General features: G+C 69.3%; 16 protein-coding genes and 1 pseudogene. 8 read left to right on the top strand and 9 right to left on the bottom strand.

Features of this window, described 5'->3' with window-relative positions:
• Positions 1 to 3 precede the first annotated feature (3 nt).
• Positions 4 to 1,710, bottom strand: coding sequence for a phenylacetate--CoA ligase family protein (locus CLT71_RS30235; RefSeq protein WP_486483542.1), 1,707 nt, complete (start codon positions 1,708 to 1,710; stop codon positions 4 to 6).
• Positions 1,711 to 1,931: 221 nt separating this feature from the next.
• Positions 1,932 to 2,126, bottom strand: coding sequence for a hypothetical protein (locus tag CLT71_RS37610; protein WP_101370085.1), 195 nt, complete (start codon positions 2,124 to 2,126; stop codon positions 1,932 to 1,934).
• 163 nt (positions 2,127 to 2,289) lie between these two features.
• Between CLT71_RS37610 and CLT71_RS36695 the strand changes: the two genes are divergently transcribed.
• The 4 genes from CLT71_RS36695 (at position 2,290) to CLT71_RS30215 (ending at position 7,401) form a co-directional block, all read left to right on the top strand.
• Positions 2,290 to 2,817: a thioredoxin domain-containing protein gene (locus tag CLT71_RS36695; RefSeq protein ID WP_143743810.1), complete on the top strand. Its 528-nt coding sequence runs from the start codon at positions 2,290 to 2,292 to the stop codon at positions 2,815 to 2,817.
• Positions 2,814 to 4,619, top strand: a complete 1,806-nt coding sequence (locus CLT71_RS30225; protein ID WP_199187772.1) for an ABC transporter ATP-binding protein — start codon at positions 2,814 to 2,816, stop codon at positions 4,617 to 4,619. Before CLT71_RS36695 ends, CLT71_RS30225 begins: the two co-directional genes overlap by 4 nt.
• The gene (locus CLT71_RS30220) at positions 4,616 to 5,128 is read left to right on the top strand and encodes a S26 family signal peptidase (protein WP_101370084.1); all 513 of its coding nucleotides are present in this window, start codon (positions 4,616 to 4,618) and stop codon (positions 5,126 to 5,128) included. The genes CLT71_RS30225 and CLT71_RS30220 overlap by 4 nt, the downstream gene beginning before the upstream one ends.
• Before the next feature lie 143 nt (positions 5,129 to 5,271).
• Positions 5,272 to 7,401, top strand: coding sequence for a BTAD domain-containing putative transcriptional regulator (locus CLT71_RS30215; protein ID WP_101370083.1), 2,130 nt, complete (start codon positions 5,272 to 5,274; stop codon positions 7,399 to 7,401).
• 106 nt (positions 7,402 to 7,507) lie between these two features.
• Here CLT71_RS30215 and katG read toward each other — a convergent pair whose 3' ends face one another.
• The 5 genes and pseudogenes from katG to CLT71_RS30190 form a co-directional block, all read right to left on the bottom strand.
• The gene (katG, locus tag CLT71_RS30210; RefSeq protein ID WP_101370082.1) at positions 7,508 to 9,703 is read right to left on the bottom strand and encodes a catalase/peroxidase HPI; all 2,196 of its coding nucleotides are present in this window, start codon (positions 9,701 to 9,703) and stop codon (positions 7,508 to 7,510) included.
• A 119-nt stretch (positions 9,704 to 9,822) separates the two neighbouring features.
• The gene (locus CLT71_RS30205; RefSeq protein ID WP_101370081.1) at positions 9,823 to 10,263 is read right to left on the bottom strand and encodes a Fur family transcriptional regulator; all 441 of its coding nucleotides are present in this window, start codon (positions 10,261 to 10,263) and stop codon (positions 9,823 to 9,825) included.
• A 209-nt stretch (positions 10,264 to 10,472) separates the two neighbouring features.
• A complete protein-coding gene (locus tag CLT71_RS30200) occupies positions 10,473 to 11,213 on the bottom strand; it encodes a hypothetical protein (protein WP_143743671.1) in 741 nt (246 codons plus the stop codon).
• Positions 11,214 to 11,233: 20 nt separating this feature from the next.
• Positions 11,234 to 12,022, bottom strand: coding sequence for a hypothetical protein (locus CLT71_RS30195; protein WP_143743670.1), 789 nt, complete (start codon positions 12,020 to 12,022; stop codon positions 11,234 to 11,236).
• A gap of 225 nt (positions 12,023 to 12,247) precedes the next feature.
• Positions 12,248 to 13,537 (bottom strand): annotated as a pseudogene (locus CLT71_RS30190) (non-reducing end alpha-L-arabinofuranosidase family hydrolase); the annotation flags it as partial.
• A 590-nt stretch (positions 13,538 to 14,127) separates the two neighbouring features.
• On the opposite strand from CLT71_RS30190, the gene CLT71_RS30185 reads away from it, so the two are divergent.
• A complete protein-coding gene (locus CLT71_RS30185; protein ID WP_101370077.1) occupies positions 14,128 to 15,372 on the top strand; it encodes a PQQ-dependent sugar dehydrogenase in 1,245 nt (414 codons plus the stop codon).
• A gap of 139 nt (positions 15,373 to 15,511) precedes the next feature.
• Here CLT71_RS30185 and CLT71_RS30180 read toward each other — a convergent pair whose 3' ends face one another.
• Both CLT71_RS30180 and CLT71_RS30175 read right to left on the bottom strand, forming a co-directional pair.
• On the bottom strand, positions 15,512 to 16,873 hold the full coding sequence (locus tag CLT71_RS30180; protein WP_486483541.1) for a glycoside hydrolase family 10 protein: 1,362 nt from the start codon (positions 16,871 to 16,873) through the stop codon (positions 15,512 to 15,514).
• 62 nt (positions 16,874 to 16,935) lie between these two features.
• Positions 16,936 to 18,966, bottom strand: coding sequence for a family 43 glycosylhydrolase (locus CLT71_RS30175; protein ID WP_486483540.1), 2,031 nt, complete (start codon positions 18,964 to 18,966; stop codon positions 16,936 to 16,938).
• A 749-nt stretch (positions 18,967 to 19,715) separates the two neighbouring features.
• Between CLT71_RS30175 and CLT71_RS30170 the strand changes: the two genes are divergently transcribed.
• From CLT71_RS30170 to CLT71_RS30160, 3 genes are all read left to right on the top strand, one after another.
• The gene (locus CLT71_RS30170; RefSeq protein WP_101370075.1) at positions 19,716 to 21,107 is read left to right on the top strand and encodes a glycoside hydrolase family 43 protein; all 1,392 of its coding nucleotides are present in this window, start codon (positions 19,716 to 19,718) and stop codon (positions 21,105 to 21,107) included.
• 397 nt (positions 21,108 to 21,504) lie between these two features.
• Positions 21,505 to 23,022, top strand: coding sequence for a glycoside hydrolase family 27 protein (locus CLT71_RS30165; RefSeq protein WP_486483734.1), 1,518 nt, complete (start codon positions 21,505 to 21,507; stop codon positions 23,020 to 23,022).
• 189 nt (positions 23,023 to 23,211) lie between these two features.
• Positions 23,212 to 25,539: a beta-L-arabinofuranosidase domain-containing protein gene (locus tag CLT71_RS30160; RefSeq protein ID WP_101370073.1), complete on the top strand. Its 2,328-nt coding sequence runs from the start codon at positions 23,212 to 23,214 to the stop codon at positions 25,537 to 25,539.
• Positions 25,540 to 25,764: the final 225 nt, after the last annotated feature.

Genomic DNA, 25,764 nt, shown 5'->3' with positions numbered 1-25,764 from the left:
GCCTCAACCTCCCAGCAGGTAGGCGTTCTTGATTTTCTGCTCGCCGGCGAACGGGCCGGTACCGGCCGCGTGCAGCTCCACCCGCAGGTCACCGGCGGTCGGGTCCTCGGCCAACGACTGCGCGAAGTCCCGGGAGACGGCGGCAAGGTGCCGGAGCACCCCGTCCCGGCAGGCGGTGGCGAGGGCGTCCCGGGCCGGTCCGGCCAGCGGGCGGCGCAACTCCAGGTGCACCACCGGCCGGCTTTCCAGCCCGGCGTCCTCGACCAGTGCCAGCCGGAAGCGGCTGATCTCGGCGGCGTACGGGTTGCCGGCGTAGAGGCCGTACTCGACGTCCTGGGGGTAGAGGTTGGCACCGAGGTAGGAGACCGTCGAGTCGCGCCGGCCGAAGAGCAGCAGCAGCGGCAGGGTCATCCGCTCGCTGGCCTGCGCCGCCTCACATTCGGCCCGACCCGCCGGGTCGTCGCGGAGCAGGTCGAGAATCCTCCGGTACGGCAGCAGCACCGCCTCGTCGCCGACGTTGTAGCGCAGCCGGGGCTGGAGCACGTCCAGGCTGTTGACCGTGCAGAGCAGTTCCCGCCGCTCGTTGGTCTCCAGATAGGTGGCCAGCGGGTTGTACTGGAACACCATCGGCAGCCGCTGCTCGTCCGCACCGAGCACCGCGGCCCGGAATCCCGGATCCGTCCACAGTCGACGCCGGAGCCAGACCGTGAACGCGGTCTCCGCCCCGATTCCGATGGTGAGGTCCGACGCGCCGTACGCGGACCGTACCCGGAGGAACCGCTCCTCCAGATAGCTCCGCAGCGCCTCGGTCATCCCCTCCCCGCCACAGCTCGCGGAGATGCGATAGCGCGACCAGTCGAAACCGTCGGCGTCGAGCCGGTCCCGCAGGTGCTTCAGGAACGGCGGGTACGCGGTCACCAGGTAGTCGAAGTCCGGCCCGAACTCGCGGAGCGTGTCGACGATCTTGCCGAGGTCGGGGCCGGTGTTCTTCACCACCGCGATCCGGGCCATCGCGGCGCCGGTGGTGGTCCCGGTCGCCCAGGCGCCCATCGAGTAGGCGTTGATGACGAACGGCCGGCGCATCGGGAAGACCAGTTTGGTGTAGCCGACGATGTCGTGGTGCACCGCCCGCAGTTCCCGCTCGCCACGGGGCCAGTTGAACGGCCGGCCCGACGAGCCGGCCGACTCGTCGACCACCACACCCCGGGCCGGCAGCCGGCCACCCCAGCAGCGCCGGGCGGCGGTGTGCGGTACGACGTAGTTCTCCTTGTCGGTCTCCGGAAGTTCGGTGAGCCGGCGGCGTCCCGGCCGCTGCTCGACACCCGCGTCCCGCGCGGCGAGAAAGGTGCGGTACGCCGGAACGTCGAGTTCGGCGAGCGCACAGATCCTGCGGGCCTCGGCCCGGGCGAACCGGTCGAAGATCGGGTGGTAGTGGCCGGCGCACCAGGCCCAGCTGGCCGGATGGCGGCAGGCCAGTCGATACACCGCCCCGAGCACCCGGGCGGTGAGCCGCAGCCGGTTCCGCCGCCACCGTTGCCGAGCCGTCAGCGGCGGCGCGTCGACCGGGACCGGCGCTCCGGCGAGGACCGGGGGAACGCCGAGGGCCGGCGGCCCAGCGAGGACCGGCGCTCCGGCGAGGGCCGGTGAAACGCCGAGGGACCGGGTGGCGACTGTGGAGAACGCGGGAGGTCGGGACAGCGTCTCGGTCATGTCAGCATCCTCGACCGGCCCGGACGAGCGGGCCTGAGCCGGCACACCGACGTGCGGCTGAGTATCCGAACCTACCCTGTCCCGCAGTGGTGCCGAGAACAGCGGTGCCGGGCCAGATCCGACGCGCACCGAGCGGAACGGCCACCCTTGGCGGATGGTCACGCTCCCGGCGCGCCGGCAGGCCCGGCACCGGAAATCAGCCGGTCAGCGGCGACCGTCGATCAGCAGCCGCAGCCGTCGTTCGTCCACGGCGTGCAGTAGCCGCTGCCGTCGTGGCACTGGCGCCTCTGCGCCTGGCCACGGCCGGCGCAGCCGGTGGGCAGGCAGCGGTACTGCGGGATCCACAGGGCCGATGCCTCGACCTCGGGGACGACCAAGCCGACCAGCCGGTCGGTCAGCGCACGAAACTTCGACACGCTTCACCTTCTTTCACTCGCCGACCGCAGGGCGCGGTCGTGCGGCGCCGACGCTAACCCGCCGACGTACGTGATCAATACATGGCGCGATGTAGACGCCATGTATCCGAACGTGCGTACAGTCACCCGGCCGCATGTCATCCCGCAGCTCAGAGGAGTACCCATGCCGTTCCTGACCGCCGCTGTCGTTCTGGTCGGTGCGCTCGGCCTGCTGAACCTGGCCCTGACGCTGGGGCTGGTCCGACGGATGCGCCAGTACGGGCACCTGCTCCAGGGACTCGAGCCGGCGGAGATGGGCGCCTCGACCAAGCCGATCGGCACCGCCGTCCCGCCGTTCAGCGGGACCGCGCTCGACGGCACCACTGTCGACCTCGACTGGTTCACCGAGCCGGTGGTGGTCGGGTTCTTCTCGCCCGGCTGCCCCGCCTGCAAGGACCTGATCCCCGGCTTCGTCGCCCTGGCGGGGTCGCAGCGGGCGCTCGCGGTCGTGGAGAAGGGGCCGGAGCCGGCCGACGAGTACACCGAGCCGCTGGCCGGGGCCGCCACCGTACTCGCCGAGGAGCAGGCGCGCGGTGCGATCGCGGCGTTCGGGGTACGGGCCTTCCCGGCCGTCTGCCAGGTCGACGCGAAGGGCGTGATCACCGGTACCGGCGTACATCTGGTCCCGTCACCCGCCCCGGTCCCGGCGTGAGCCTGGTACGGACTCTCGGCAGGGCGGTCGGTCTCGCGGCCCGGGCCGCACCGGGCGCCCTCGCCGTGCTTGTCACGCTCACGGTGGTCGCCGCCGCCGTGCCGGTCGTGGCGGCCTGGTTCACCAAGGAGATGCTCGACGAGTTGGCGAGCCCCCGACCGGCCTGGTCCGCGCTGGCCGGCGTCGTGGCCGGGCTCCTGGTCAGCGGGCTGGTCGCCGCCGTGCAGCCGCACCTGTCGGACTACGTCCAGGAAGACCTCGGACGCCGGGCGAGCCTCGTCGCGCAGGACCGGTTGTACCAGGCGGTCAACCGCTTCCAGGGGCTCGGCCGGTTCGAGGACCCCGACTTCCTCGACCGGCTCCGGATGGCCCAGCAGACCGGTCAGGAGACGCCCGGCCAGATCATCCTGACCTCGCTCGGACTGGTCCGGACCAGCATCACCATGATCGGCTTCTTCGGCATGCTGCTGGTGGTCGCCCCGCAGATGGCCTGGATCGTCGTCCTGGGCGCCGTACCCACCTTCGTCGGAGAGGTGCGGCTGGCCCGGCGGCGGGTCCGGACGACCATCGAAATCACCGCGCTGGAACGCCGGGAGACGTTCTATGCCCGGCTCCTCGGTGACGTGGCCGCCGCAAAGGAGATCCGGCTGTTCCACCTCGGCGACCACCTGCGGCGGCGGATGAAGCGGGACCGTACGTCGATCAACCTGCTACACCGCCGGATGGACCGCTGGACCCTGCTCACCCAGGGCGGGTTGGCCGTGACGGCGGCCGGTATCGCGGCCGCCGGACTCTTCTGGGCGGTACGGTCCGCGGTGGCCGGCACGCTCACCGTCGGGGACATCTCCGTCTTCGTGGCGGCGGTGGCGTCGGTGCAGACCAGCCTCGGCGCGATGGCCGGCGGCCTGGCCGTCGGGCACCAGCATCTGCTGATCTTCGAGCGGTACCTGGACGTCGTCCGCGCCGCTCCCGACCTGCCACCGGCCGAGTCGCCCCGGCCGCTGCCCGCGTTGCGCCGTGGCATCGTGCTGCGCGACGTCTGGTTCCGGTATTCCGACGATCATCCGTGGATCCTGCGCGGTGTCGACCTGACCATCCCCTGTGGTCAGGCGGTCGCGCTGGTCGGGGTGAACGGCGCGGGAAAGAGCACGCTGGTGAAACTGCTCTGCCGCTTCTACGACCCGACCCGCGGCGACATACTCTGGGACGGCGTCGACATCCGGGAGGTGCCGGTGGAATCGCTGCGCGACCGGCTCAGCGGCATCTTCCAGGACTTCATGCACTACGACCTCACCGTCCGGGACAACATCGCCTTCGGCGACCTGCGCAAGGTCGAGGACGAGCGGGCGGTGATCCGGGCCGCCGAACGCGCCGGCATCCACACCGTCCTCGCCGGACTGCCGAACGGTTACGACACCATGCTTACCCGCCTCTTCGCCGACGACACCGCGCAGGCGGGCGTGGTGCTTTCCGGCGGCCAGTGGCAGCGGGTGGCGCTCGCCCGCGCACTCGTCCGGGACGGGCGTGACCTGCTCATCCTCGACGAGCCCAGCGCAGGGCTGGACGCCGAGGCCGAGTACCAGATCCATCACCGGCTGCGCGAGCACCGTGCCGGGCAGACGAGCCTGCTCATCTCCCACCGGCTCGGCGCGGTGCGCGACGCCGACACGATCGTGGTGCTCGACGGTGGCGTGGTGGTCGAGCAGGGCGACCACGACACGCTCGTCGCGGCGGACGGACACTACGCCCGGCTGTTCGCGATGCAGGCCGAGGGATACGCCACCACGGGTGCGCAACGATGACGACGGCGCTGGTGGTCGGTGGCGTGCTGGTCGCGGCGGCCGGCTGGGTCGCCTGGTTGCGCGCCCGGCTGGTCGTGGTCACCGTCGAGGGCGGCAGCATGGAGCCGACGCTGCACGGCCGGGACCGGGTCGTGGTCCGCCGGGTGCCGGCCCGGCGGTTGCGGGTCGGTCAGATCGTGGTGGTCGAACAGCCGCGGGCCGACGCGCGGCGGGGCGGCTCGATCGCCGGTGGCGCCGTCCGGGACCGCCGTTGGATGATCAAGCGCCTCGCCGCGCTGCCCGGTGACCCGATGCCGCCGGCTGTCATGGCGGCGAGCGGCGGCGCCGATGCGGTACCGGCCGGTCGGGTGGTGGTGCTCGGCGACAACCGCGACGCCAGCACGGACTCGCGGGTCTTCGGCCCGGTACCGCTCGACCAGGTGCTCGGCGTCGCGCTGCGCCGGTACGCGAGCGGCGGGCCGATCATCGCGGAGCCCGGTCACCAGGCGGCCGGGCCGGACCCGGGCTGAGCCGGCCCCACCGTCCACCTTGTTCGGTGATTTAGGTCGCCCATCCGGTCCACGCAGAACCTCGGTCCGCTGTGGATATTGAAGCTGTCGATCTTCCGTGGTACGCATACCTCACTCGGGTCGACTGTCGGGGGGAGGCGGCCATGCGGTTGACGGTGCGCGTGCTCGGTCCGATCGAGGTACATCTGCCGAGCGGAATCCGCCCGGTGCGGGGGCGAAAGCCGGTGGGTCTTCTCACCATCCTGCTGTCCCAGGCCAACCGCCCGGTCAGCGTGGATCGCCTGGTGGCGGCGCTGTGGGACGCGGAACCGCCCCGCTCGGCGGTGGCCAACATCCGCACGTACGTGCAGATCCTGCGGGACCTGCTGCGCGGCAGCCCGGTACGGCTGGAGCGGGAACCGGGCGGTTACCTGCTGCGGGTGACCGAGGCCGACTGTGACCACCTCAGTTTCGCCCAGCTCGTCGCGGAGGCGTACGCCGAGACCGCCGGCCCGGGGCGGACCATCGAGCGGCTGGAGCGGGCCCTCCAGCTCTGGCGCGGCGCCGAAGCCGCGGCCGGGGTGCCGCGACACGGTGCGGTCGGCACCTGGTTGAACGCCCTCGACGAGCAGCGGCTGCGCGCGGTGGAACGCCTCGCGGAGGCCCGGATCGAGGTCGGCGAACCGGACCGGGCGGTACGCGACCTGGACGACCTGTTGGCGGTCGCGCCGCTGCGCAGCCGGGCCTGGTGGCTCAAGATCGTCGCCCACCACCGGCTCGGCGAGCACGACCTGGCACTGGCCGGGTACCGCTCGGCGGCGAGCGTCTTCCGCGACGAACTCGGGATCGAGCCGGACCCGGAGCTGACCGAGCTGTACCGGTCGCTGCTCAAGTGGGAGCCCGTCCCGATCGGGGACGGTCCGGCCCGCCCGGCCCCGGTGACCCCGCTCCGGCCCGCGTCCGGGCCCGCCGCCACCCGCGCAACCGACTCCACCCGCGCAATCGACTCCACCCGCGCGATCGACGCCACCCGCGCGATCGACGCCACCCGCGCAACTGGCGAGACCCGTGCGATCGACGAGGCCCGAGCGACCGACGAGGCCCGACCGACCGACGAGCCTCGACCGACCGACGAGACCCGATCGGTTGACGAGACCCGAACGGTCGACGACACCCGGCCGAGCGACGACGCGCCGCCGGGCGGTGCGAACTCCCCCGCCGGCGGTACTCAGCCGGTCAGGCCGGGTGGGCAGTACCGCCTGGTGGCCACGGCGGCCCGGCCGGCGTGGTACCCGATCGTCCACCGGGTGCCCGAGCCACCGCCACTCGTCGGTCGGAGCGAGGTCCTCGCCGAGTTGCGGGCCGCTCTGCTGCGCCCGGATCAGGGGTCGGGTGCACTGGTCCAGGTGGTGCACGGTCCGCCGGGGGTGGGCACCTCGGCGCTGGCCCAGCGTGTCGCGCACGACCTGGCCGACGCGTACCCCGACGGCCAGCTCTATCTCGACCTGCGCGCGTGGCCGAGCGGCGGGCACGCCGGTACCAGCCCGATCCAGGCGGTGCTGCGCAGGCTCAGCGTCGTCCCCCCGTCCGACGACGTGGTGGAGGCCGCCGACCTGCTCCGTACCGCCAGCGCCGGTCGGCGCCTGCTGCTGCTGGCGGACAACGTCACCACACCCGCGCAGGTCCGGCCACTGCTGTCGCTCGCGACCGGCTGTTGTCTGCTGATCACCTGTGGGTACCCGCTGGGAGTCATTCCGGCCGCCCGGCGGCTCCCGCTCCGGCCGCTCGGGGTGGCCGACTCGGCGGAGCTGCTGCGCGGCATGCTCGGACGGGAGCGGGACGGCGAGGAACTCGACCACCTCGCGGTGCTGTGTGGCGGGTTGCCGCTGGCGCTGCGCATCGCGGCGGCTCGGCTCATCGACCAGCCGACGCTACCGGCCGCCGCGCTCATCGGCCGGCTCCGCGACGACCGTCGGGCGCTGGCCGAGTTGGAGGCCGACGACCTGAGCCTGCGTTCCCGGCTGGTCGGGGTACTCTCCACGCTCGGCGCCGAGGCGCGCCAGTCGTTCCCCATGCTCGCCGAACGCGGGGAGTTCGGGCTGGCCGACGCCGCCCGCCGGCTCGGCGCTTCGGAGGCGTGCACCGAGGCGGTACTCGACGAGCTGGTCCGTACCCACCTGATGGTCTACACCCACCGCGGCCGCTACCGGATGCCCAGGTTCGCCCGGCTACTGGCGGAGGACCTGCGCGCCCAACCCCGGTACCCGGTGCTGGCCGGCCCCTCCTCGGCCTAGCGGTCGGGTCGGCGGCTCCCGGTGCCGCCGCTGCGCCTGCGGATGGCCACTCGAAAGACGTCCGGGCCGGCCGCAAGGACGGCCGGCCCGGACATCGGGAACTCGATCAGACCAGGTCGAACCGGTCCAGGTTCATCACCTTGTTCCACGCGGCCACGAAGTCACGCACGAACTTCTCGCTCGCGTCCGACGCGGCGTAGACCTCCGCGTTGGCCCGGAGCTGGGAGTGCGATCCGAGCACGAGGTCGACGGCGGTGGCGGTCCACCGCAGTTCGCCCGTGGAGCGGTCCCGGCCCTCGTACACGTTCTCGGCCGACTCGGCGACCTGCCACTCGGTGCGTACGTCGAGCAGGTTCACGAAGAAGTCGTTCGTCAACGCGCCCGGCCGGTCGGTGAAGACCCCGTGCGGAGCCTGCCCGGAGTTGGCGTTCAGCGCCCGCATGCCGCCGATCAGCACCGTCAGCTCGGGGGCGCTCAGGTTCAGCATGTACGCCCGGTCCAGCAGCAGGGTCTCCGGCGAGAGCTTCTCCCCGGCACGCAGGTAGTTGCGGAACCCGTCGGCCCTCGGTTCGAGGACGGCGAAGGTCTCCACGTCGGTCTGCTCCTGCGACGCGTCGGTACGACCCGGCGCGAACGGGACGGTGATGTCGTGCCCGGCGTTCCGGGCCGCCTGCTCGACGGCCGCGCAACCCGCCAGGACGATCAGGTCGGCGAGCGACACCTTCTTGCCGCCGCTCTGCGCCGCGTTGAAGTCCTGCTGGATCCGCTCCAGCGTCGCCAGCACGGTGGCCAGCTCGGCCGGGTTGTTGACCTCCCAGTCCTTCTGCGGGGCGAGCCGCACCCGCGCGCCGTTGGCGCCGCCCCGCATGTCGGTGCCGCGGAAGCTGGCCGCCGAGGCCCAGGCCGCGCCGACCAGCTGGGAGACGGAGAGCCCCGACTCGAGGACCCGGTCCTTGAGGGTGGCGATGTCCTCCTCGCTGACCAGCTCGTGGTCCACCGCCGGAACCGGGTCCTGCCACAGCTGGGGCTCCGGGACCCACGGGCCGAGGTAGCGGGAGACCGGTCCCATGTCCCGGTGCAGCAGCTTGAACCACGCCTTGGCGAACGCCTCTTCGAGCTGGTCCGGGTTCTGCCAGAAGCGCCGCGCGATCGGCTCGTAGATCGGGTCGATCTTCAGCGCCAGGTCCGAGGTGAGCATCATCGGGGCGTGCCGCTTCGTCGGGTCGTGCGCGTCCGGCACGGTGTCGTCGGCCGAGCGGTCCTTCGGCCGCCACTGCTTGGCGCCGGCGGGGCTGGCCGTCAGCTCCCAGTCGTACTTGAAGAGGTTGTCCAGGAAGCCGTTGTCCCACCTGGTCGGCTCGTTGGTCCAGGCGCCCTCCAGCCCACTGGTGAGCGTGTCGGCGCCCTTGCCGGTGCCGTACGAGTTCTTCCAGCCAAGACCCTGCTGCTCGATCGGGGCACCCTCCGGCTCCGGGCCGAGGTACTGCGGGTCGACGGCGCCGTGCGCCTTGCCGACGGTGTGGCCGCCGACGATCAGCGCCACCGTCTCCTCGTCGTTCATCGCCATCCGGGCGAAGGTGGAACGGATGTCCCGGGCCGAGGCCAGCGCGTCCGGGTGGCCAGCAGGTCCCTCCGGGTTCACGTAGATCAGGCCCATCTGCACGGCGCCGAGCGGCTCCGCCAACTCCCGGTCGCCGCTGTAGCGCTCGTCACCGAGCCAGGTGTCCTCCGGCCCCCAGAAGATCTCCTCGGGCTCCCAGATGTCCTCGCGCCCGAACCCGAATCCGAAGGTCTTGAAGCCCATCGACTCGTACGCGCAGTTGCCGGCGAAGACCAGCAGGTCCGCCCAGGAGATCTTGCGGCCGTACTTCTGCTTGATCGGCCAGAGCAGCCGGCGCGCCTTGTCCAGGCTCGCGTTGTCCGGCCAGCTGTTCAGCGGCGCGAAGCGCTGCGAACCGCTGCCGCCGCCGCCCCGACCGTCGGTGATCCGGTACGTCCCCGCGGCGTGCCAGCTCATCCGGATGAAGAGCGGCCCGTAGTGGCCGTAGTCGGCCGGCCACCAGTCCTGCGACGTGGTCATCAGCTCGAAGAGGTCCCGCCGGAGCGCCTCGACGTCGAGCTTCTTGAACTCTTCGGCGTAGTCGAAGTCCTCGCCCATCGGGTTGGACCGGGTCGAGTGCTGGTGCAGAACCGAGAGGTCCAGCTGGTTCGGCCACCAGTCCCGGTTGTTCCGGGGGCGGGTGGGCTTGACGGTGGGCGCCGGGATCGCGGGATTTTCGCTTTCGCTGACGCTCTCGGTCATGTCCTTCTTATCAGACACGTCTGTCCTTCCTGTCTCGGTCTGCTAACTGTTCGCTCGTGCTGTTGGTTGCTTGGGTCCAAGTTTGTCCCGTTATGTGCGAGCCGATGACCTGTCCGCGATCAGTCGTCCGGCGCGGCGGAGCTCGCCGCTACACATCTGGGGCACCTGCCCCAGTAAACGACCTCGGCCCGGTCGATCCGGTAACCCGAACCGGTGGGCGTCAGGCAGGCGGTGTCGCCGGCGGCGCCGTCGACATCGACGATGGCTCCGCAGGATTGACAGACGAGATGGTGGTGGTTGTCCCCGGTACGCGCCTCGTAGCGTGCCACCGAGCCCGTCGGCTCGAACCGCCGCAGCAGACCGGCGGCGGTGAGCGCGTGCAGGATGTCGTAGACGGCCTGGCGGGAGACGTCACCAAGATCTTCGCGGACCGCACCGATGATCGAGTCGGTGTCGGCGTGCGGACGCGCGTGTACCGCCGAGAGCACGGCGACCCTGGGCCGCGTCACGCGCAGAGCGTTCCCCCGCAGCATGCTCTCGTAGTCGGACGTCGTCGGCACGCCGTGAAGTCTCGCCGTTTTTCTGGAATCAATCAAGTCTCCGCTCCGGCCCTCTCGACCTCGGGTCGGCTCGGAGAGTCGCGCGTCACACGACGCCGGTCCCGCCCCGCACGCCGGCACCGCTCAGTCCGCGGGTGGGAACTCGGACTTGCGGGCGGAAACGTGCGAGGGTGCCCCGCCAGGCGGCGGGGCACCCGGGGCGACGACTGTCAGGTGCGCGGCCGGAGCAGGTCGGCGAGCGCGCGTTCCGCCAGATCCTGCGCCGTCTCCGCCATCGTCTGGTCGACGACGGTGGGGCGGCTCAACTCGCCGGACTGCCAGTTGTAGTCACCGTAGTGGTGTTCGGCCCGGTCGCCGATCGTTCGCTGCTGTCCCGTCACGGTTCGGCCGTTGAAGGTGCAGGTGTAGGTGTAGGTGCCGGTCGGGTTGTAGATGGATTCGCTACAGGTCGGCTTGACGTTGCGGATGATGTGCTCGAGCGCCTCCTGGTACTCGGCGTACATGACTCTCATGCTGGGGACTCTCGCCTGGGCGATGAGCAGCACCTCCCACTGGGCGATCAGAGCCTTGCCGACGATGTCCCGCTCCGGGTCGCCGCTGAACGTGGTGAGTTTCTCGCGCGCGTTGTTGGTCCCCTGATAGACCGTGTTCACGTACAGCGGGAGCAGCGGCGGCAGGTCCATCATCTGGGTGCCGTTCACCGCGTACCGCACCTGGCTTCTGATGTCGGCGATCTGCAGGTTGTTGAGCTGGGTCAGCAGATCGGTTTCGACACCTGCCAGGGCACCCTTGATGTCCTGGGTGAACCGGATGAGTTCGTCGGGGGTGAGCCCGTCGGCGGCCGAGTCCAGGAAGACCGCCGTCACCCGGATCATGTCGAGGTACCGGTTGAAGTCGGCGGCGGCGGCCGGTCGTGCCGTACCGGTCAGCAACAGGACCGTTCCCAACACGGCCGCGACGATCCGGCGCCTCATGCGCCGGCCCGGATCTGCTTCAACCGCGGCAGTTCCCGCAGAATCGAGGGCCGTACGGTGTTGCGCGTCACGTTCGTCTCCACGAATGCGTAGTCGATGGGGTTGATGAGCTGCGAGCCGGCCTGGAGTTCCGTCCACGACTCGACGTCGCCGGTGTGCGCACTGCAGGCGTAGGTGTGTTCGGTGACCCAGGCGAACTCGGGGTCCCAGATGGTGCCGTAGGAGTGCGAGCAGGACGCCTTGATCTTGTTCAGTACGGCCTCGTAGCTGGCGATCAGGTCATCCAGCAGAGCCGTACTGTCGAAGCCGAACTTCGCGAACGTGACCATCGCGATCGAGTAGATCTCGCCCATCACCCGGGCGATGTGGTCCGCCGCGCCGAGGTCCTGCACCGCGTCGAAGTACGCAGACGACAGGGTCGCGCAGTTCAGCGAGCTGTCCAGGAACACCGACAGCGTGAAGATGTCCATCTGGTCGATGTTCGGCATCAGGAGGGTGTTGGATCGCGCGCACGCCCGTACGTCGGCGGCGGCGATCCCGTCGATGTGGGCGAGGATCTCCTGCTGCGACCGGTTGATCGCGCCCAGGATCTCCTGCTTCGCCCGTTCCAGCTGGGCCGGGGTCACTCCGCCGCCACCGCCACCGAACAGGCTGCCCGCCACCGCGACGGCGACGTTGATCCAGAACGACGCGTCCACCGCCCTGGCCGGTTTGGCCGACCCGCCCACCACCATCGAGATGGCGAGGCATCCGGCCAGCAGGCCATTCACAAGCCGTCTTCGCATCAGGGCCTCCCTCGTTCGGCCTACATCGACATAGATCAAACTGCCGGCGTAGTCTGGCCCAGACCACTGGAGGGCGACTGAACGCCAACTGAAGCGGTCTTCTCGCAGAACGGGCGGGGCGGTCTTCTCGCAGAACGGGCAGGCTGGGTCGACGCGGAACGGGCGGGCCCGGCATACGCCGAGCCCGCCCGTTCGGGTCCATCCGAACCGGACCCCGTCACACCATCAGCGCTGGAGTGTCAGCAGCCCCGGTCGGTACGGCAGTAGGCCGTAGTCGCCGCCGGAGTTGGGGGAACGCCCCTGGTAGAGCAGTTGCAGGTTGCAGGCGTTCACGGTCATGGTCTGGTCGGCGTTGCTGCGGATCAGTTCGCCGTGGCTGATGTCGTTGGTCCAGGTGGCGCCGCTGTTCGCCTTGCCGGCGAACGGGTTGCTCTCGGTCGCCGCCTGTGGCGTCCAGGTGCCGCCCAGGCTGGTGGCGGTGAACGAGCGGAAGTAGCGTCCGTTCGCGCCGATCGCCTCGACGAGCATGAGGTACCGGTTCTCGCCCTGGAGTTTGTAGACCTGGACGCCCTCGAACAGGTTGTTGGTCGAGTCGGTCATGATCGTCGTGTAGTTCGAGCCGAAGCTGCCGGGGAAGTTCCCGATCGGCATGCTCTGCCGGTAGATCCGGCCGTTGTCTCCGGCGAAGAACAGGTACATGTTCTGGTCGTCGCCGATCAGCGCCTGGTCGATCGGACCGGTGCCGGAGTCGGAGATACTCGCAGTGGAGAGGGTCTGCTGCGCCGACCATCCGTTCGCGTTCGTGGGGTTGCTCGACGTCCGGTAGGAGAATGCGGTCCCACCCCACTGGTAGGCGAGCACCCAGATGTTGCGCGGCGCGAAGTAGAACAGCGACGGTGCGACGGTACTCGACGACATCGCGTTCTGGCTGGCCGAGCCCATCTGGGACCAGTCCGAGAAGAGGCCGAAGTTCATCGAGCCCCACGTCGTTCCGGTGTCGTGCGTCGTGGCGTAGACCAGGTGCTGACCGTTGTACGGGGCGTAGGTGAAATCCTTCAGCGACACCCACCCCGACCTCGGCTGCGCCAGCGCGCCGGTCGACGACCAACGGTACGTCGACGGAAGCTGGCAGTTGGTGCCCGGTGTCGGCGTCGTACTGGCCGTCGGGGTCGGCCCCGGCGGGGTGGTGGTGGGTGGCGCACCGACCCGGACCAGCTGCCACTGCTGGTTCGTCCCGCCGTGGTCGGTGTACTGAACGACGCGACCGCCGTCAGCGGTGGACGCGTTCTGGACCTCCACCGCCTTACCACTGGCCCGCCCGATCAGCCGGACGTAGCCGCTGGCGTCGACCAGCCGGAACTGCTGGTTCGTCCCGCCGTGGTCGCCGTACTGCACGATCGCGGCACCGTCCGCGGTCGAGTTGTTGGACACGTCGAGCACCTTGCCCGAGTGCCGCGCCCGTACCCGGTAGTAGCCGCCACCGGAGTCGACAAACTGCCACTGCTGGACTGGGCCGCAGCCGCACCGAGCGTCGACTCGGCGGCGTGGGCGAGATGGGGCAGCAAGGATACGGTCAGGATTGCAACTATCGCGGCGACTCCGGAAACTGCAAGTGTTCGGAATCGACGCCCGGAGGGACGGATCCGGGAGATCATCTAATTCTCCAGTTTTGTGAGATCGGGACGTCTTCGGCGCTGTCCGGGTCGTTTCGGGAGATGTTGGTCCGGGCGCTGCTCGGGAGGGCTGTCCGGGTGTATCGGCCCGGGTTCGCGGGGTCCGGGGTGGCTGGGGTGGCTGGGTCCGGACAAACTCCAGAGAGCCCTCAAAATCGTGTTAGCGCGCACATCGATCGACAACTATAGGCTTGCAGACTGTCCATGGTTTCTCAAACCGAAAGTTTCGGTTATCTACCGGCACCCGCAAAGGTCCACATCGAAGTTCCGGGCCGACCGGGAGCGAGCCGACGGAGGTGGCCCCCACCCGGACGCGGTCATCCGGACGATGACCATCAGCTCCGCCGCCGAGTTGGATATTGACATGAGTAGATGTACGGTGAGGCAATCCCAGCTCGCCTTCACCACTCCACCTGCTCAAGGAGCTGAAACATGTCGCGACGGCGTTGTCGCCCCGCCTCCCTGCTGGCCGGGCTGCTCGTCCTGACCCTCGCTGCCCTGCTGTTGCCACCAGCGTCGGTGGCCGGCACCGCCGAGGCCGGCACATCTCACACCCGCGCGGTGCCACTCACCGAGTTGACTGTGGTGTCCGAACAGGTGGCCTCCGGCCTACAGCGTCCCATCGCGCTCACCGGGCTGCCGGACGGCCGGATGCTGATCGCGGAGAAGAACGGCACCGTCCGCGCCTACCACCCCGACACCGGCCTGGCGGCCGACCCGGTGCTCGACCTGACCGCCCGGATCGACACCTCGGACAACGAGCGCGGCCTCCTCGGGATCACGCCGGCACCCAACTTCGCGCGGACCGGAATCCTCTACGTGGCCTACACGAGCCTGCCGGCCGGCGCACTGACCCTGGCGCGAGTGCCTCTCAACGCTCCTGACCGGGTGCAGGTACTGCTCACCCAGGAGCACGCCGAGTACGGCAACCACAACGGCGGACAGGTGGCGTTCGGCCGGGACGGCTACCTCTACTGGTCCCTCGGCGACGGCGGCCACGCGAATGACCCGTTCAAGTCCGGTCAGGACCTCGGCACCCTGCTCGGCAAGATCGTGCGGATCGACGTCAACCGCAGCTGCGGGGCGAAGCCCTACTGCGTACCCTCCGACAACCCGTTCGTCCGCACCCGTGGCGCGCGGCCGGAGATCTGGGTCTACGGGTTGCGCAACCCGTGGCGGTTCTCCGTCGACCCGGTCGACGGCTCGCTCTGGATCGGTGACGTCGGCCAGGGCCTGGTCGAGGAGATCAACCACATCCGCCCGTGGCAGCGTGGAGCGAACCTCGGCTGGTCCTGCCGGGAAGGCACCCCGATCTTCGACCCGGAGCAGTGCCGGCCCGGTGTGCGCTACACCGACCCGGTCTTCGAGTACGAACACTTCATGACGGAGAGCTGCTCGGTGACCGGCGGCGTGGTGTACCGAGGGTCCGCCACCCCGGAGGCGTGGGGCACCTACATCGCGAGTGACTACTGCTCGACCCTCGCGTTCGCCGTACGTCCCAAGTCCACGGGCGGCTACGAGTCCGCCATCATCGGCAACTTCCCGATCCAGCCGACGGCGATCGACGTCGACGTGCACGGCGAGCTGTACTCGCTCAGTGACTTTCCGGGATGGTTGAACCGGATACGGATCGAGCGGGTCCAGCCAGCCTCCGGCGGCGGGACGACGATCCGCTGAAACCTGCGAGTGATCCCTCGGTTCGACTGCGGAGATACTAAGCCGGCGTCCGCCCCGGCCGGTGGGTGCCACCGGGCCGGGGCGGACGTGGGCCGGCCCGACCCGGATCGGCGAAGCCCGGGTCGGGCCGGTGCATGGATCAGCTGGCGGTGCAGGTGGGGGTCATCCCGGATCCGCTTCCATTGGCCTGGAAGCCGAACTCGGTCGTCTGACCGGCCGCGAGCTGACCGTTGTAACTGACGTTGCTGAACCGCACCGTGCCGGTACTGCCGCTGGCGGTGGCGCTCCAGGAGTTGGTGACACCGGCCCCGCCCGGCAGGGTCACCGAAACGGTCCAGCCCCGGGTACCGCCCGATCCGGCGGTGACCCGCACGTTGGCGACGAACCCGCCGGTCCACTGGTTCAGCGAGAGCGACGCGGTGCAGCCCGCACCACCGGCCGGCGGTGTGGTCGGGTTACCCGGCGGAGTCGTCGGGGTGCCGGTCGGCGGGGTGCCGGTGCCGGCGTTCAGCTCGGCGAGCACCGCGTCGTACGCCGGCTTCTTGTTGCCGTTGCAGTCGAAGAGCAGCGGGTTCGCGCCGGTACGCCACGATTCGCAGTCCCGGACGCCCCAGACCGTGATGCCGGTGCAGCGCGAGATCGCCATGCAGGCACGGGTCACCGTACGGAAGATGTTTGCCTGGTTGGAGCCCTGCTGGACGTCCAGCTCGGTGATCTGCACGTCCACGCCGAGATCGGCGAAGCGTTGCAGGTTGGCCTGGTAGTCGCTGGGGATCGTGGTACCCAGGTGCGACTGGAACCCGACGCAGTCGATCGGTACGCCCCGGGACCTGAAGTCGCGCACCATGTTGTAGATGCCCGTCGACTTCGCGTTGATCCCGTCGGTGTTGTAGTCGTTGTAGCAGAGCTTGGCGTTCGGGTCGGCGGCGTCGGCGGCCCGGAACGCGGCCTCGATCCAGTCGTTGCCGGTGCGTTGCAGGTTCGAGTCGCGCCGGCCGCCGCTGCCGCCGTCGGCGAACGCCTCGTTCACCACGTCCCAGGCGTAGATCTTGCCGCGCCAGTGCGAGGCGACCTGGGTGACGTGGTTGATCGCGGCGCTGCGCAGGTCACTGCCGGAGAGGCTCTGCGCCCAGCCGGGTTGCTGCTGGTGCCAGAGCAGCGCGTGCCCGCGCACCAGCATGCCCCGGGACTGTGCGTGCGCGACGAGCTGGTCGCCGCGGGTCCAGTTGAACTGGTTGCGCTGCGGCTCGGTGGCGTCCCACTTCATGCCGTTCTCGTTGGTGAGCTGGTTGAACTCTCGGTTGAGCACCGTCATGTAGCTGGAGTTGCTGAACATGTGCGGGTCGGTGGCGGTGCCGAAGTAGCGGCCCTTCTCCGCCGCCGAGGCGCCCAGTGTGGTGCCGGCGCTGGCGGTCGAGGCGAGTGCCACGGTCATGCCGGCCACGAACGCCCCGGCGACGGCAACGGCTGCCGTCAGTTTCAGTCTTCTTGTCCTGGCCATTTCTGCCTTCTCGGTGGGTTCCTACGGTGGCGGTGTCGCTGCCCGGATTCCCGCGCGGACCGTCAGGGGGTGGTGATGTCGAATCGGCGTACGGTGACGGCACCGCCGAGCGCCTGGGTGGCGTGGTTGAAGATGCCGAAGCGGTAGCCCATGAAGAACTGCCAGGCGTTGTTGAGGGTGAACGCCGGCCCGAGGCTGGTGAACGTGCTGCCGTCGGTGCTGTACGAGAAGCGGGCCTGCCGGCCGCTGCCCGGTCGGATGTCGGCGTTGACCCGCAGCCAGATCCGGTCGCCGGAAACCGCGGCCGAGGCGCGTTCGGTGCCGGTGCCGGTGGTGGCCCAACTGCTGTTCATGGTGAGCCCGTCGGTCATCACGACCCGGGTGGCACCGTTGTCCCGCTTGATGCCGATCCAGGCCGACTGATCCCGGAGCATGGCCAGGCCGGCCCGGTCCCCGTCCCGCATCGTCGAGTAGTCCAGTTCGATGGTGCCGGTCGAGGACGGTCCCTGGATGCGGTGCGTCAGGGTGTTGCGGGCGCTGTAGAGGTCGTTGGTGACCGTGGCGGTCTGCAGCCGCAGCCCGTCGTTCACCGACCAACGGCTGTTGTCGGGGACGTGGTTCCACTCGTACTGCGGGCCGAGTGTGCTGCCGGCGAACGTGTCGGACCCGGTGAGCGGCTTCACCGGCCGGGTGGGCAGCGGGTTGGGATAGTTGACACCCCAGCCGCCGTTGACGGTCTGGATGCTCGGCCAGCCGTCGCCGCTCCAGGTGATCGGGGCGAGCGCGGGGACCCGGCCGCCGGGGTAGGCGTCGACGAAGCTCATGTAGTACCAGGCGCCGTTCTGGGTCTGCACCAGACCGCCCTGGTGCGGTACGCCGCCGCCGGAGATCGGGCCGGGCATGTTGAGCAGCACCTGGCGCATCTCGTACGGGCCCCACGGGTTGTTCGCCTTGAGCACGTACTGGCCGTTGGCCGGGCGGGTGAGCCAGATGTAGTAGCTGCCGTTGCGCTTGTAGAAGCGGGCGCCTTCCAGGGTGCCGACGCTGGACGGGGTCTGGAACACCTGCTGCGCGCGCACCTGGGACATGCCGTCGGCGGAGAGCTGCGCGACGCTGATGGTGCCGTTGCCGTACGCGACGTACATGGTGTCGTTGTCGTCGACGAGCAGGCCGGCGTCGTAGTAGCAGTTGTTGATCCGGGACCGCTTGGTCCAGGGCCCCTCCGCGGCGGCGGCGGTGTAGACGTAGGTGCGGTTGAACTCGGTGCAGCCGATCCAGTAGAAGGTGTTGTTGCTGCGCCGGTGCCCGAGGGTGGACGCCCAGATCCCCTTCACGTACGCCCGTCCGCCGCTCATGCTGTAGGCGCCGTTCTCGAAGTCGGCCAGGCTCGGCACCGAGTGCCCGATGAACTCCCAGTTCACCAGGTCGTAGGAGCGCAGCACGGGGGCGCCCGGGGAGTAGTGCATGGTCGAGGCGGTCATGTAGTAGGCGTCGTTCACCCGGATGACCTCGACATCGGCGAAGTCCTGCCACACCACCGGGTTGGTGAAGTTGCCGCTGGCCGGCGGAGGTGTGGTGGGGTTGCCGCCGCCGTCGACGCGGACGAGTTGCCACTGCTGGTTGGCGCCGTTCCAGTCGTCGTACTGGACGATGTTGCCGCCGTCGGCGGTCGAGGCGTTCTGGACCTCCACCACCTTGTTGCTGTTCCGGTTGACGAGTCGGACGTAGCCGCTGTCGGAGTCGGCGAGCCGGAACTGCTGGTTGGTGCCGTTGCCGTCGGTCCACTGCACGATGTTGGCGCCGTTGGCGGTGGAGAAGTTGTAGACGTCGAGGACCTTGCCGGAGAGTCGTGACTTGATCCGGTAGTAGCCGCCGCCGGAGTCGACGAACTGCCATTGCTGTTGGTTGCCGTTGTTCCGGGTCCATTGGGTGATCCGGGCGCCGTCGTTGGTGGCGAGGTTGTATACGTCCAGGGCCTTGCCGCTGTTGCGGTTGACCAGCACGTACCAGGCGTTGGTGTCGACCGTCGCCGCCGACGCGGGCCCCGCGTGCACCGCGGCGAGCCCGGCGGCCACCAGGACGGCTGCCGCCATCGCAGCCAGCATCCGAGACAACCGTCTACGCCGTACCGGCGACGACGACCCACCAGAGGTTCCCATTGTCTGCTCCTCACAACTAGTGCTGGTCCGGGGAAACCGCTCAATATCCGGACATGCCGGGACGCCAGAGCTGAGTCGCCCGCACTACCTGAGATGACCGTCCGCCCGGGGTACGCATGCCCTGGCGCACGCTCCGAGCCGAGGGGCGGCGGGGGGCTCGCCCGGTGAGCCGCCTTCGTGTCCGCCCTCGCCCATCGACTGTGAGCGATAACATGGCGGGCGTCAAGTTGTAACCGACCTGCAAAATCGATACGGCCGACCGACCGGTCGGTCAGCAGGCCCCGAAATCACCACGTCCGATCGCAGAATTTCGTCGCGGCCACCCGGCGCGACCTCGCCGATCCTTGGTGCTTCGATCGTTTCGTCCGGATTTCGTACGTGTGCCATCCCGGTCAGGACTGGCTTGCGAGGGTGTTGATAGCGGAGTATGTTACCGCTCACATCGATATCCAGGGATGGCATCGCTGAACTCTGCCCGTCCTGACCAGTGGTGACGGCTCCGGTCCGAGCGGTCGACGCGGCGGCCCGGCCGTGGCACGTGGAGTGCTCCGGCCGCCCCGCGAATTTCCTGACCCGCTCCGGACGCAGCGCCGTCGCCGCCGACACGACAACGCACGAGGAAGGCTTCCCACCGCTGTCGCCCACGTAGACCGCACAGTCCGGCGGTCAGAAAGGTCACCATCGTGGCGATAACCCGACGACAGTTCGCCCTGGGCGCCCTCGCCTCCACCGCACTCACCGCAACCGGGCTGGCCGCCAGCCCACGAGCCGCCCTCGCCGCGCCGAACACCGCCTACCTGATGACCTACTTCACCGAGACACCGAACCAGTCGGCCTCCAGCTACGGCCTGCACCTCGCGGTCAGCCGGGACGGTCTGAACTGGAGCCCGCTCAACCAGAACAACCCGGTCGTCACCCCGACCGCGGGTGACCTGGGTCTGCGCGACCCGTACATCCACCGCAAGCAGGACGGCACGTTCGTCGTGGTCGCCACCGACCTGCGCGGCACCAACTTCGGCCGCAACAGCCAGTACCTGCACGCGTGGGACTCGACGGACCTGTCGAGCTTCACCGGCTACCGGCGGATCCAGATGCACACCTACAGCAACGTGCACACCTGGGCGCCGACGGTCTTCTGGGACGCCGGACGCGGCCAGTACGCCATCGTGTACTCGGCAAACACCACCACGGATCTGTTCCTGGTGAACTACACCTCCGACTTCCGCACCATCAGTGCCCCGCAGACCTTCTTCAGCCCGGGCTTCCCGGTGCTCGACGCCGACATCCGGGTCAGCGGCGGCGTCACCTACCTGTTCTACAAGAACCTCTCCGACGGCAACCTGTACGGAGCGCGGTCCAGCACCGGTGCGCCGAACAGCTTCACCACCTACACCAGCGGGTTGCGTCAGGGCAACGCCATCGAGGGCGCGCACCTCGTCCCCCGCAACGACGGCGGCGCCTGGTGGTTGTGGGGTGACTCGTTCTCCCCGATCAACAACGACATGTACCTCTGGTCCACCGGCAACGTCGGTGGCAACTCGTGGTCGGTGCTGAACCAGCGCGACTACACCCCGCCGATCAACTCCAAGCACGGCTCGGTCATCGGGATCACCGACGCCGAGTACACCGCCGCGGTCAACAGGTGGCGGCTGCCGAACTGGGTCCGGCTGAAGTCCTCCAACTTCCCCGACTACTACGTCCGGCACGTCAACAACACCATCCGGATCGACCCGTACCCGTTCGATCCGCACCAGGACCAGATGTGGCGGATGGTTCCCGGCCTGGCCGACGCGGCCGGGGTCTCCTTCGAGTCGGTGAACCGCCCCGGCAGCTACCTGCGGCACAGCGGGTACGTCGCACAGCTCGCCGCCAACGACGGCAGCTCAGGCTTCCGGGCCGACGCCACCTTCCACCGCACCGCCGGCCTCGCCGACAGCGCATGGAGCTCGTTCCGCTCCCGCAACTTCCCCGATCGCTATCTCCGACACGCCGGATACGTCCTGCGTATCGATCCGCTCAGTGCCAGCTCCAGCGCGTCGGACCGGCAGGACGCCACCTTCCGGGTCACCTCGTAACCACCCGCACCAGGCCCGACGGCACGTCTCGCAGGCGCCAGCCGTGCCGTCGGGCAACGGCAGCCGGGATCGCTGCCGGTACCACCGCGACAGCCGACCGTCCCCACAAGCCGAGGACCCGCACGTTGCCGACCGGCCCGGCCGGGTCCACCGGCGGAAGAAGGAGTAGCCGACGATGAGACTGTTCAAATCGGACACCCCTGGTGTCCACCGCCCGACCACCGATGGCTCGGAAACTGTGCGGCGGGCGCCGGAGAGGGGTGCGACGCGTACCCGTACCCGATGGTTGGCCGCGCTGAGCGTGGCCCTGCTCGCGGCCGGCGTGACCGTGCTGGACGCGGCCTCGTCGCCGCGCCCGGCGCAGGCGTTGAACAACGGCGTCGGCCGCACTCCGCCGATGGGCTGGAACAGCTGGAACACCTTCGGCTGCAACATCAACGAGACGCTGATCCGGCAGATGGCCGACGCAATCGTCAACTCCGGCATGCGCGACCTGGGCTACAAGTACGTCGTCGTCGACGACTGCTGGATGAACTCGACCCGGGACGCGCAGGGCAACCTGCAGGCGAGCCCGAGCCGGTTCCCCAGCGGCATGAAGGCCCTCGGCGACTACCTGCACTCCCGTGGCCTGCTCTTCGGCATCTACCAGGCGCCCCTGGACCGCACCTGCGCGCAGTACTTCGGCTCCTACCCCGGCGCCACCGGGGCGCTGGGTCACGAGGCGCAGGACGCCCGGCAGTTCGCCGCCTGGGGCGTCGACTACCTCAAGTACGACTGGTGCTCCCCCACCGGCACCATAAACGAGCAGGTGTCGCGGTTCGCCCTGATGCGTGACGCGCTGGCTGCCACCGGCCGGCCCATCCTCTACAGCATCAACTCGAACAGCATCCACGAGAAGACCGGCCCGATGCGCAACTGGGGCGACGTGGCCAACATCTGGCGGACCACCGAGGACATCACCAACGCCTGGAACACCGGCCAGACCAACGGGTACCCGATGGGCATCCAGAACATCGTCAACGTCAACGTGCCGCTGGCCCACTACGCGAGCCCCGGCTCGTTCAACGACCCGGACATGATGGAGGTCGGCCGGGGTGGCATGACCGACACCGAGATGCGCAGCCACTTCGCCCTCTGGGCGATCATGGCGTCGCCGCTGATCGCCGGCAACGACATCCGGAACATGGACGCGGCCACCCAGACCATCCTGAAGAACCAGAACCTGATCGCCATCAACCAGGACTCGCTGGGCCTGCAGGCGACCCAGGTCTCCAACGACGGAACCCGGCGGGTACTCGCCAAGCGGCTCGCCGACGGGGACGTGGCGGTCGCCCTGTTCAACCAGGGCTCCTCGACCACCACTGTCAGCACCACGGCCGCGGCGATCGGCAAGTCCGGCAGCTCCTTCACCCTGCGCGACGCCTGGACCAACGCCACCTCCACCAGCACCGGCTCGATCAGCGCCTCGGTACCCGCACACGGCACCGTCGTCTACCGGGTCAGCGGCGGCGGCACCAGTACGCCGCCGCCCACCACCACCTTCCGGCTGCGCAGCGAGTCCAGCGGTCGTTGCCTCGACCTGGACAACGGCAACACCGCCAACGGCACCGGGATGCTGATCTGGGACTGCCACAGCAACGCCAACCAGCAGTTCACCCAGTCCGGCCGGGCCCTCCAGGTGCTCGGCAAGTGCCTGCAGATCCCGACGAACGCCGCCAACGGCACCCGGGCCCAGATCGGCGACTGCACCGGCGGCAACAACCAGCAGTGGACCTTCAACGGCAACGGCACCATCAGCAACGTGCAGTTCCCCTCGCTCTGCCTGGACGTGAACAACAACGGCACCGCCAACGGCACCGCCGTGATCGTCTGGACCTGCCACACCGCCGCCAACCAGCGGTGGTCACGCGCCTGACGACCACCGCCCGGTGGCGATGCCGGCTCGGCGGTCGCCAGCACGGTCCAACCCCGGACCACCTGCGGGTCCTCCCGCAGGTGGTCCGGGCCGGCCCGACCGCACCGGCCCGTCGGTTCGCCACCGGTGCGACAGCCGCCCCGGCGCCCACGCCGTCGTCTCCCGAACCCCGCTACGGAGGAAATCACCATGTCGTTCCCTGCCATGAGCCGGCGCCGGCTGTTGCAGGCTGCCGGTGCCGCCACCGTCGCCACCGCCGTCGGCCCGGCGGTCGCCGGCGCTACGAGCGCGGCGGCGGCCGTCCCGCCTGCCCGGCCGGACATCGGCGTCTCCGCCTACCCGTTCGAGCTGGGCCAGGTACGGCTGACCAGCAGTCGATGGCTGGACAACCAGAACCGGACCATGAACTATCTGCGGTTCGTTGACGTCAACCGGATGCTCTACAACTTCCGGGCCAACCACCGGCTCTCCACGAACGGCGCCGCCTCGAACGGTGGTTGGGACGCACCGTCGTTCCCGTTCCGCACCCACATGCAGGGGCACTTCCTGACCGCCTGGGCGCAGGGGTGGGCGGTGCTCGGCGACACCACCTGCCGGGACAAGGCGAACCAGATGGTGGCCGAACTCGCCAGGTGCCAGGCCAACAACGGCGCGGCCGGGTTCAACCCCGGCTACCTCTCCGGCTTTCCGGAATCCGACTTCACCGCCCTGGAGGCACGCACCCTGAACAACGGCAACGTGCCGTACTACGTCATCCACAAGACCATGGCCGGACTGCTGGACGTGTGGCGTCAGCTCGGCAACAACCAGGCCCGGGACGTCCTGCTGGCGCTGGCCGGCTGGGTGGACTGGCGTACCGGCCGGCTGAGCAGCAGTCAGATGCAGAACATGCTCGGCACCGAGTTCGGCGGCATGAACGCCGTACTCACCGACATCTACCAGCAGACCGGTGACGGCCGCTGGCTGACCGTGGCGCAGCGCTTCGACCACGCCGCCGTGTTCAACCCGCTGGCGGCCAACTCAGACCAGCTCAACGGATTGCACGCCAACACCCAGGTGCCGAAGTGGATCGGTGCCGCCCGGGAGTACAAGGCGACCGGCACCACCCGCTACCGGGACATCGCCAGCAACGCCTGGAACATGACGGTGAACGCGCACACCTACGCGATCGGCGGCAACAGTCAGGCCGAGCACTTCCGCCCGCCGAACGCCATCGCCGGCTACCTCCGGCAGGACACCTGCGAGCACTGCAACACCTACAACATGCTCAAGTTGACCCGGGAGCTGTGGCTGCTGGACCCGAACCGGGCGGCGTACTTCGACTACTACGAGCGGGCCCTGTTCAACCACATCATCGGCGCGCAGAACCCGGCCGACAACCACGGGCACATCACCTACTTCACCCCGCTGAACCCGGGTGGCCGGCGCGGCGTCGGCCCGGCCTGGGGCGGCGGCACCTGGAGTACGGACTACAACTCCTTCTGGTGCTGCCAGGGCACCGGCATCGAGGTCAACACCGCGCTGATGGACTCGGTCTACTTCCACAACGGCAACACCCTGACGGTGAACCTCTACCTGCCCTCGGTGCTCAACTGGACCCAGCGCGGGATCACCGTCACCCAGGCCACCAGCTATCCGGTCAGCGACACCAGCACGATCACCCTCACCGGCACGATGAGCGGTTCGTGGGGCATCCGGTTCCGCATCCCGGCCTGGACCAGCGGCGCGACGATCAGCGTCAACGGTACGGTGCAGAACGTCACCGCCACCCCCGGCAGCTACGCCACGATCACCCGCGCCTGGTCGACCGGTGACACCATAAGCGTCCGGCTGCCCATGCGGGTCGTCCTGCAGGCCGCCAACGACAACCCGAACGTCGCCGCGGTGACCTACGGCCCGGTCGTGCTCTCCGGGAACTACGGCAACACCGCGCTGTCCGCGCTGCCGTCCCTCACCGTCTCGTCGGTCAACCGGACCAGCGGCAACTCGCTCGCGTTCACCGCCACCGCGAACGGTGCCACGGTCAACCTGGGCCCCTTCTACGACGCCCACGGGCACAACTACACGGTCTACTGGAGCACGACCGGCGGGCCCGCCCCGGGCAGCCAGCGACTGGCCAACGTCGGCACCGGTCTGGTGCTCGGCATCCAGAACATGTCCACAGCCGACGGTGGGCTCGCCGTGCAGTGGGGCGACTCCGGCACCGCCGACCACAACTGGGTCGTGGTGCCCGACGGCAACGCCGTCAAGTTCCGCAACGTCAACAGCGGCAAGGTGCTCGGCGTGGAGAACATGTCCACCGCCGACAACGCCCGGGTCCTGCAGTGGTCCGACAACGGCACCGCCGACCACCTCTGGACGCTGCTGAACCAGGGCGACGGAACATACAAGATCCGCAACGTACACAGCGGCAAGCTGCTCGGCATCCTGAACGGCTCCACCGCCTGGGGGGCCCAGGCGGTGCAGGATTCCGACAACGGCAGCGCCGACAACCGCTGGCGGCTACTCCCCAACTGAACGAGCCCGGCGGCCCCGGGGCGGCTCCAGCAGGACTCCGCCCCGGGGCCGCCGTTGCGTTCCGTGGCGTTCCCGGAACCTGGCTGTCAGCCTCGGATCAGCTGTGGGTCGCCCGGAATCCCGAATACATTAGATGTCTCAACGGTCCCCGCCAGCCACCGACGTTGACGCTAGGAGATTTGTCTTCGTATACTTCGGTAGATCATCGGATCTTTTGCCTGAAGT

This window comes from Plantactinospora sp. CNZ320 (genome assembly GCF_002846275.1).
The sequence above is the reverse complement of the archived record's forward strand: the minus strand, read 5'-3'. Positions and strand labels throughout refer to the sequence as shown.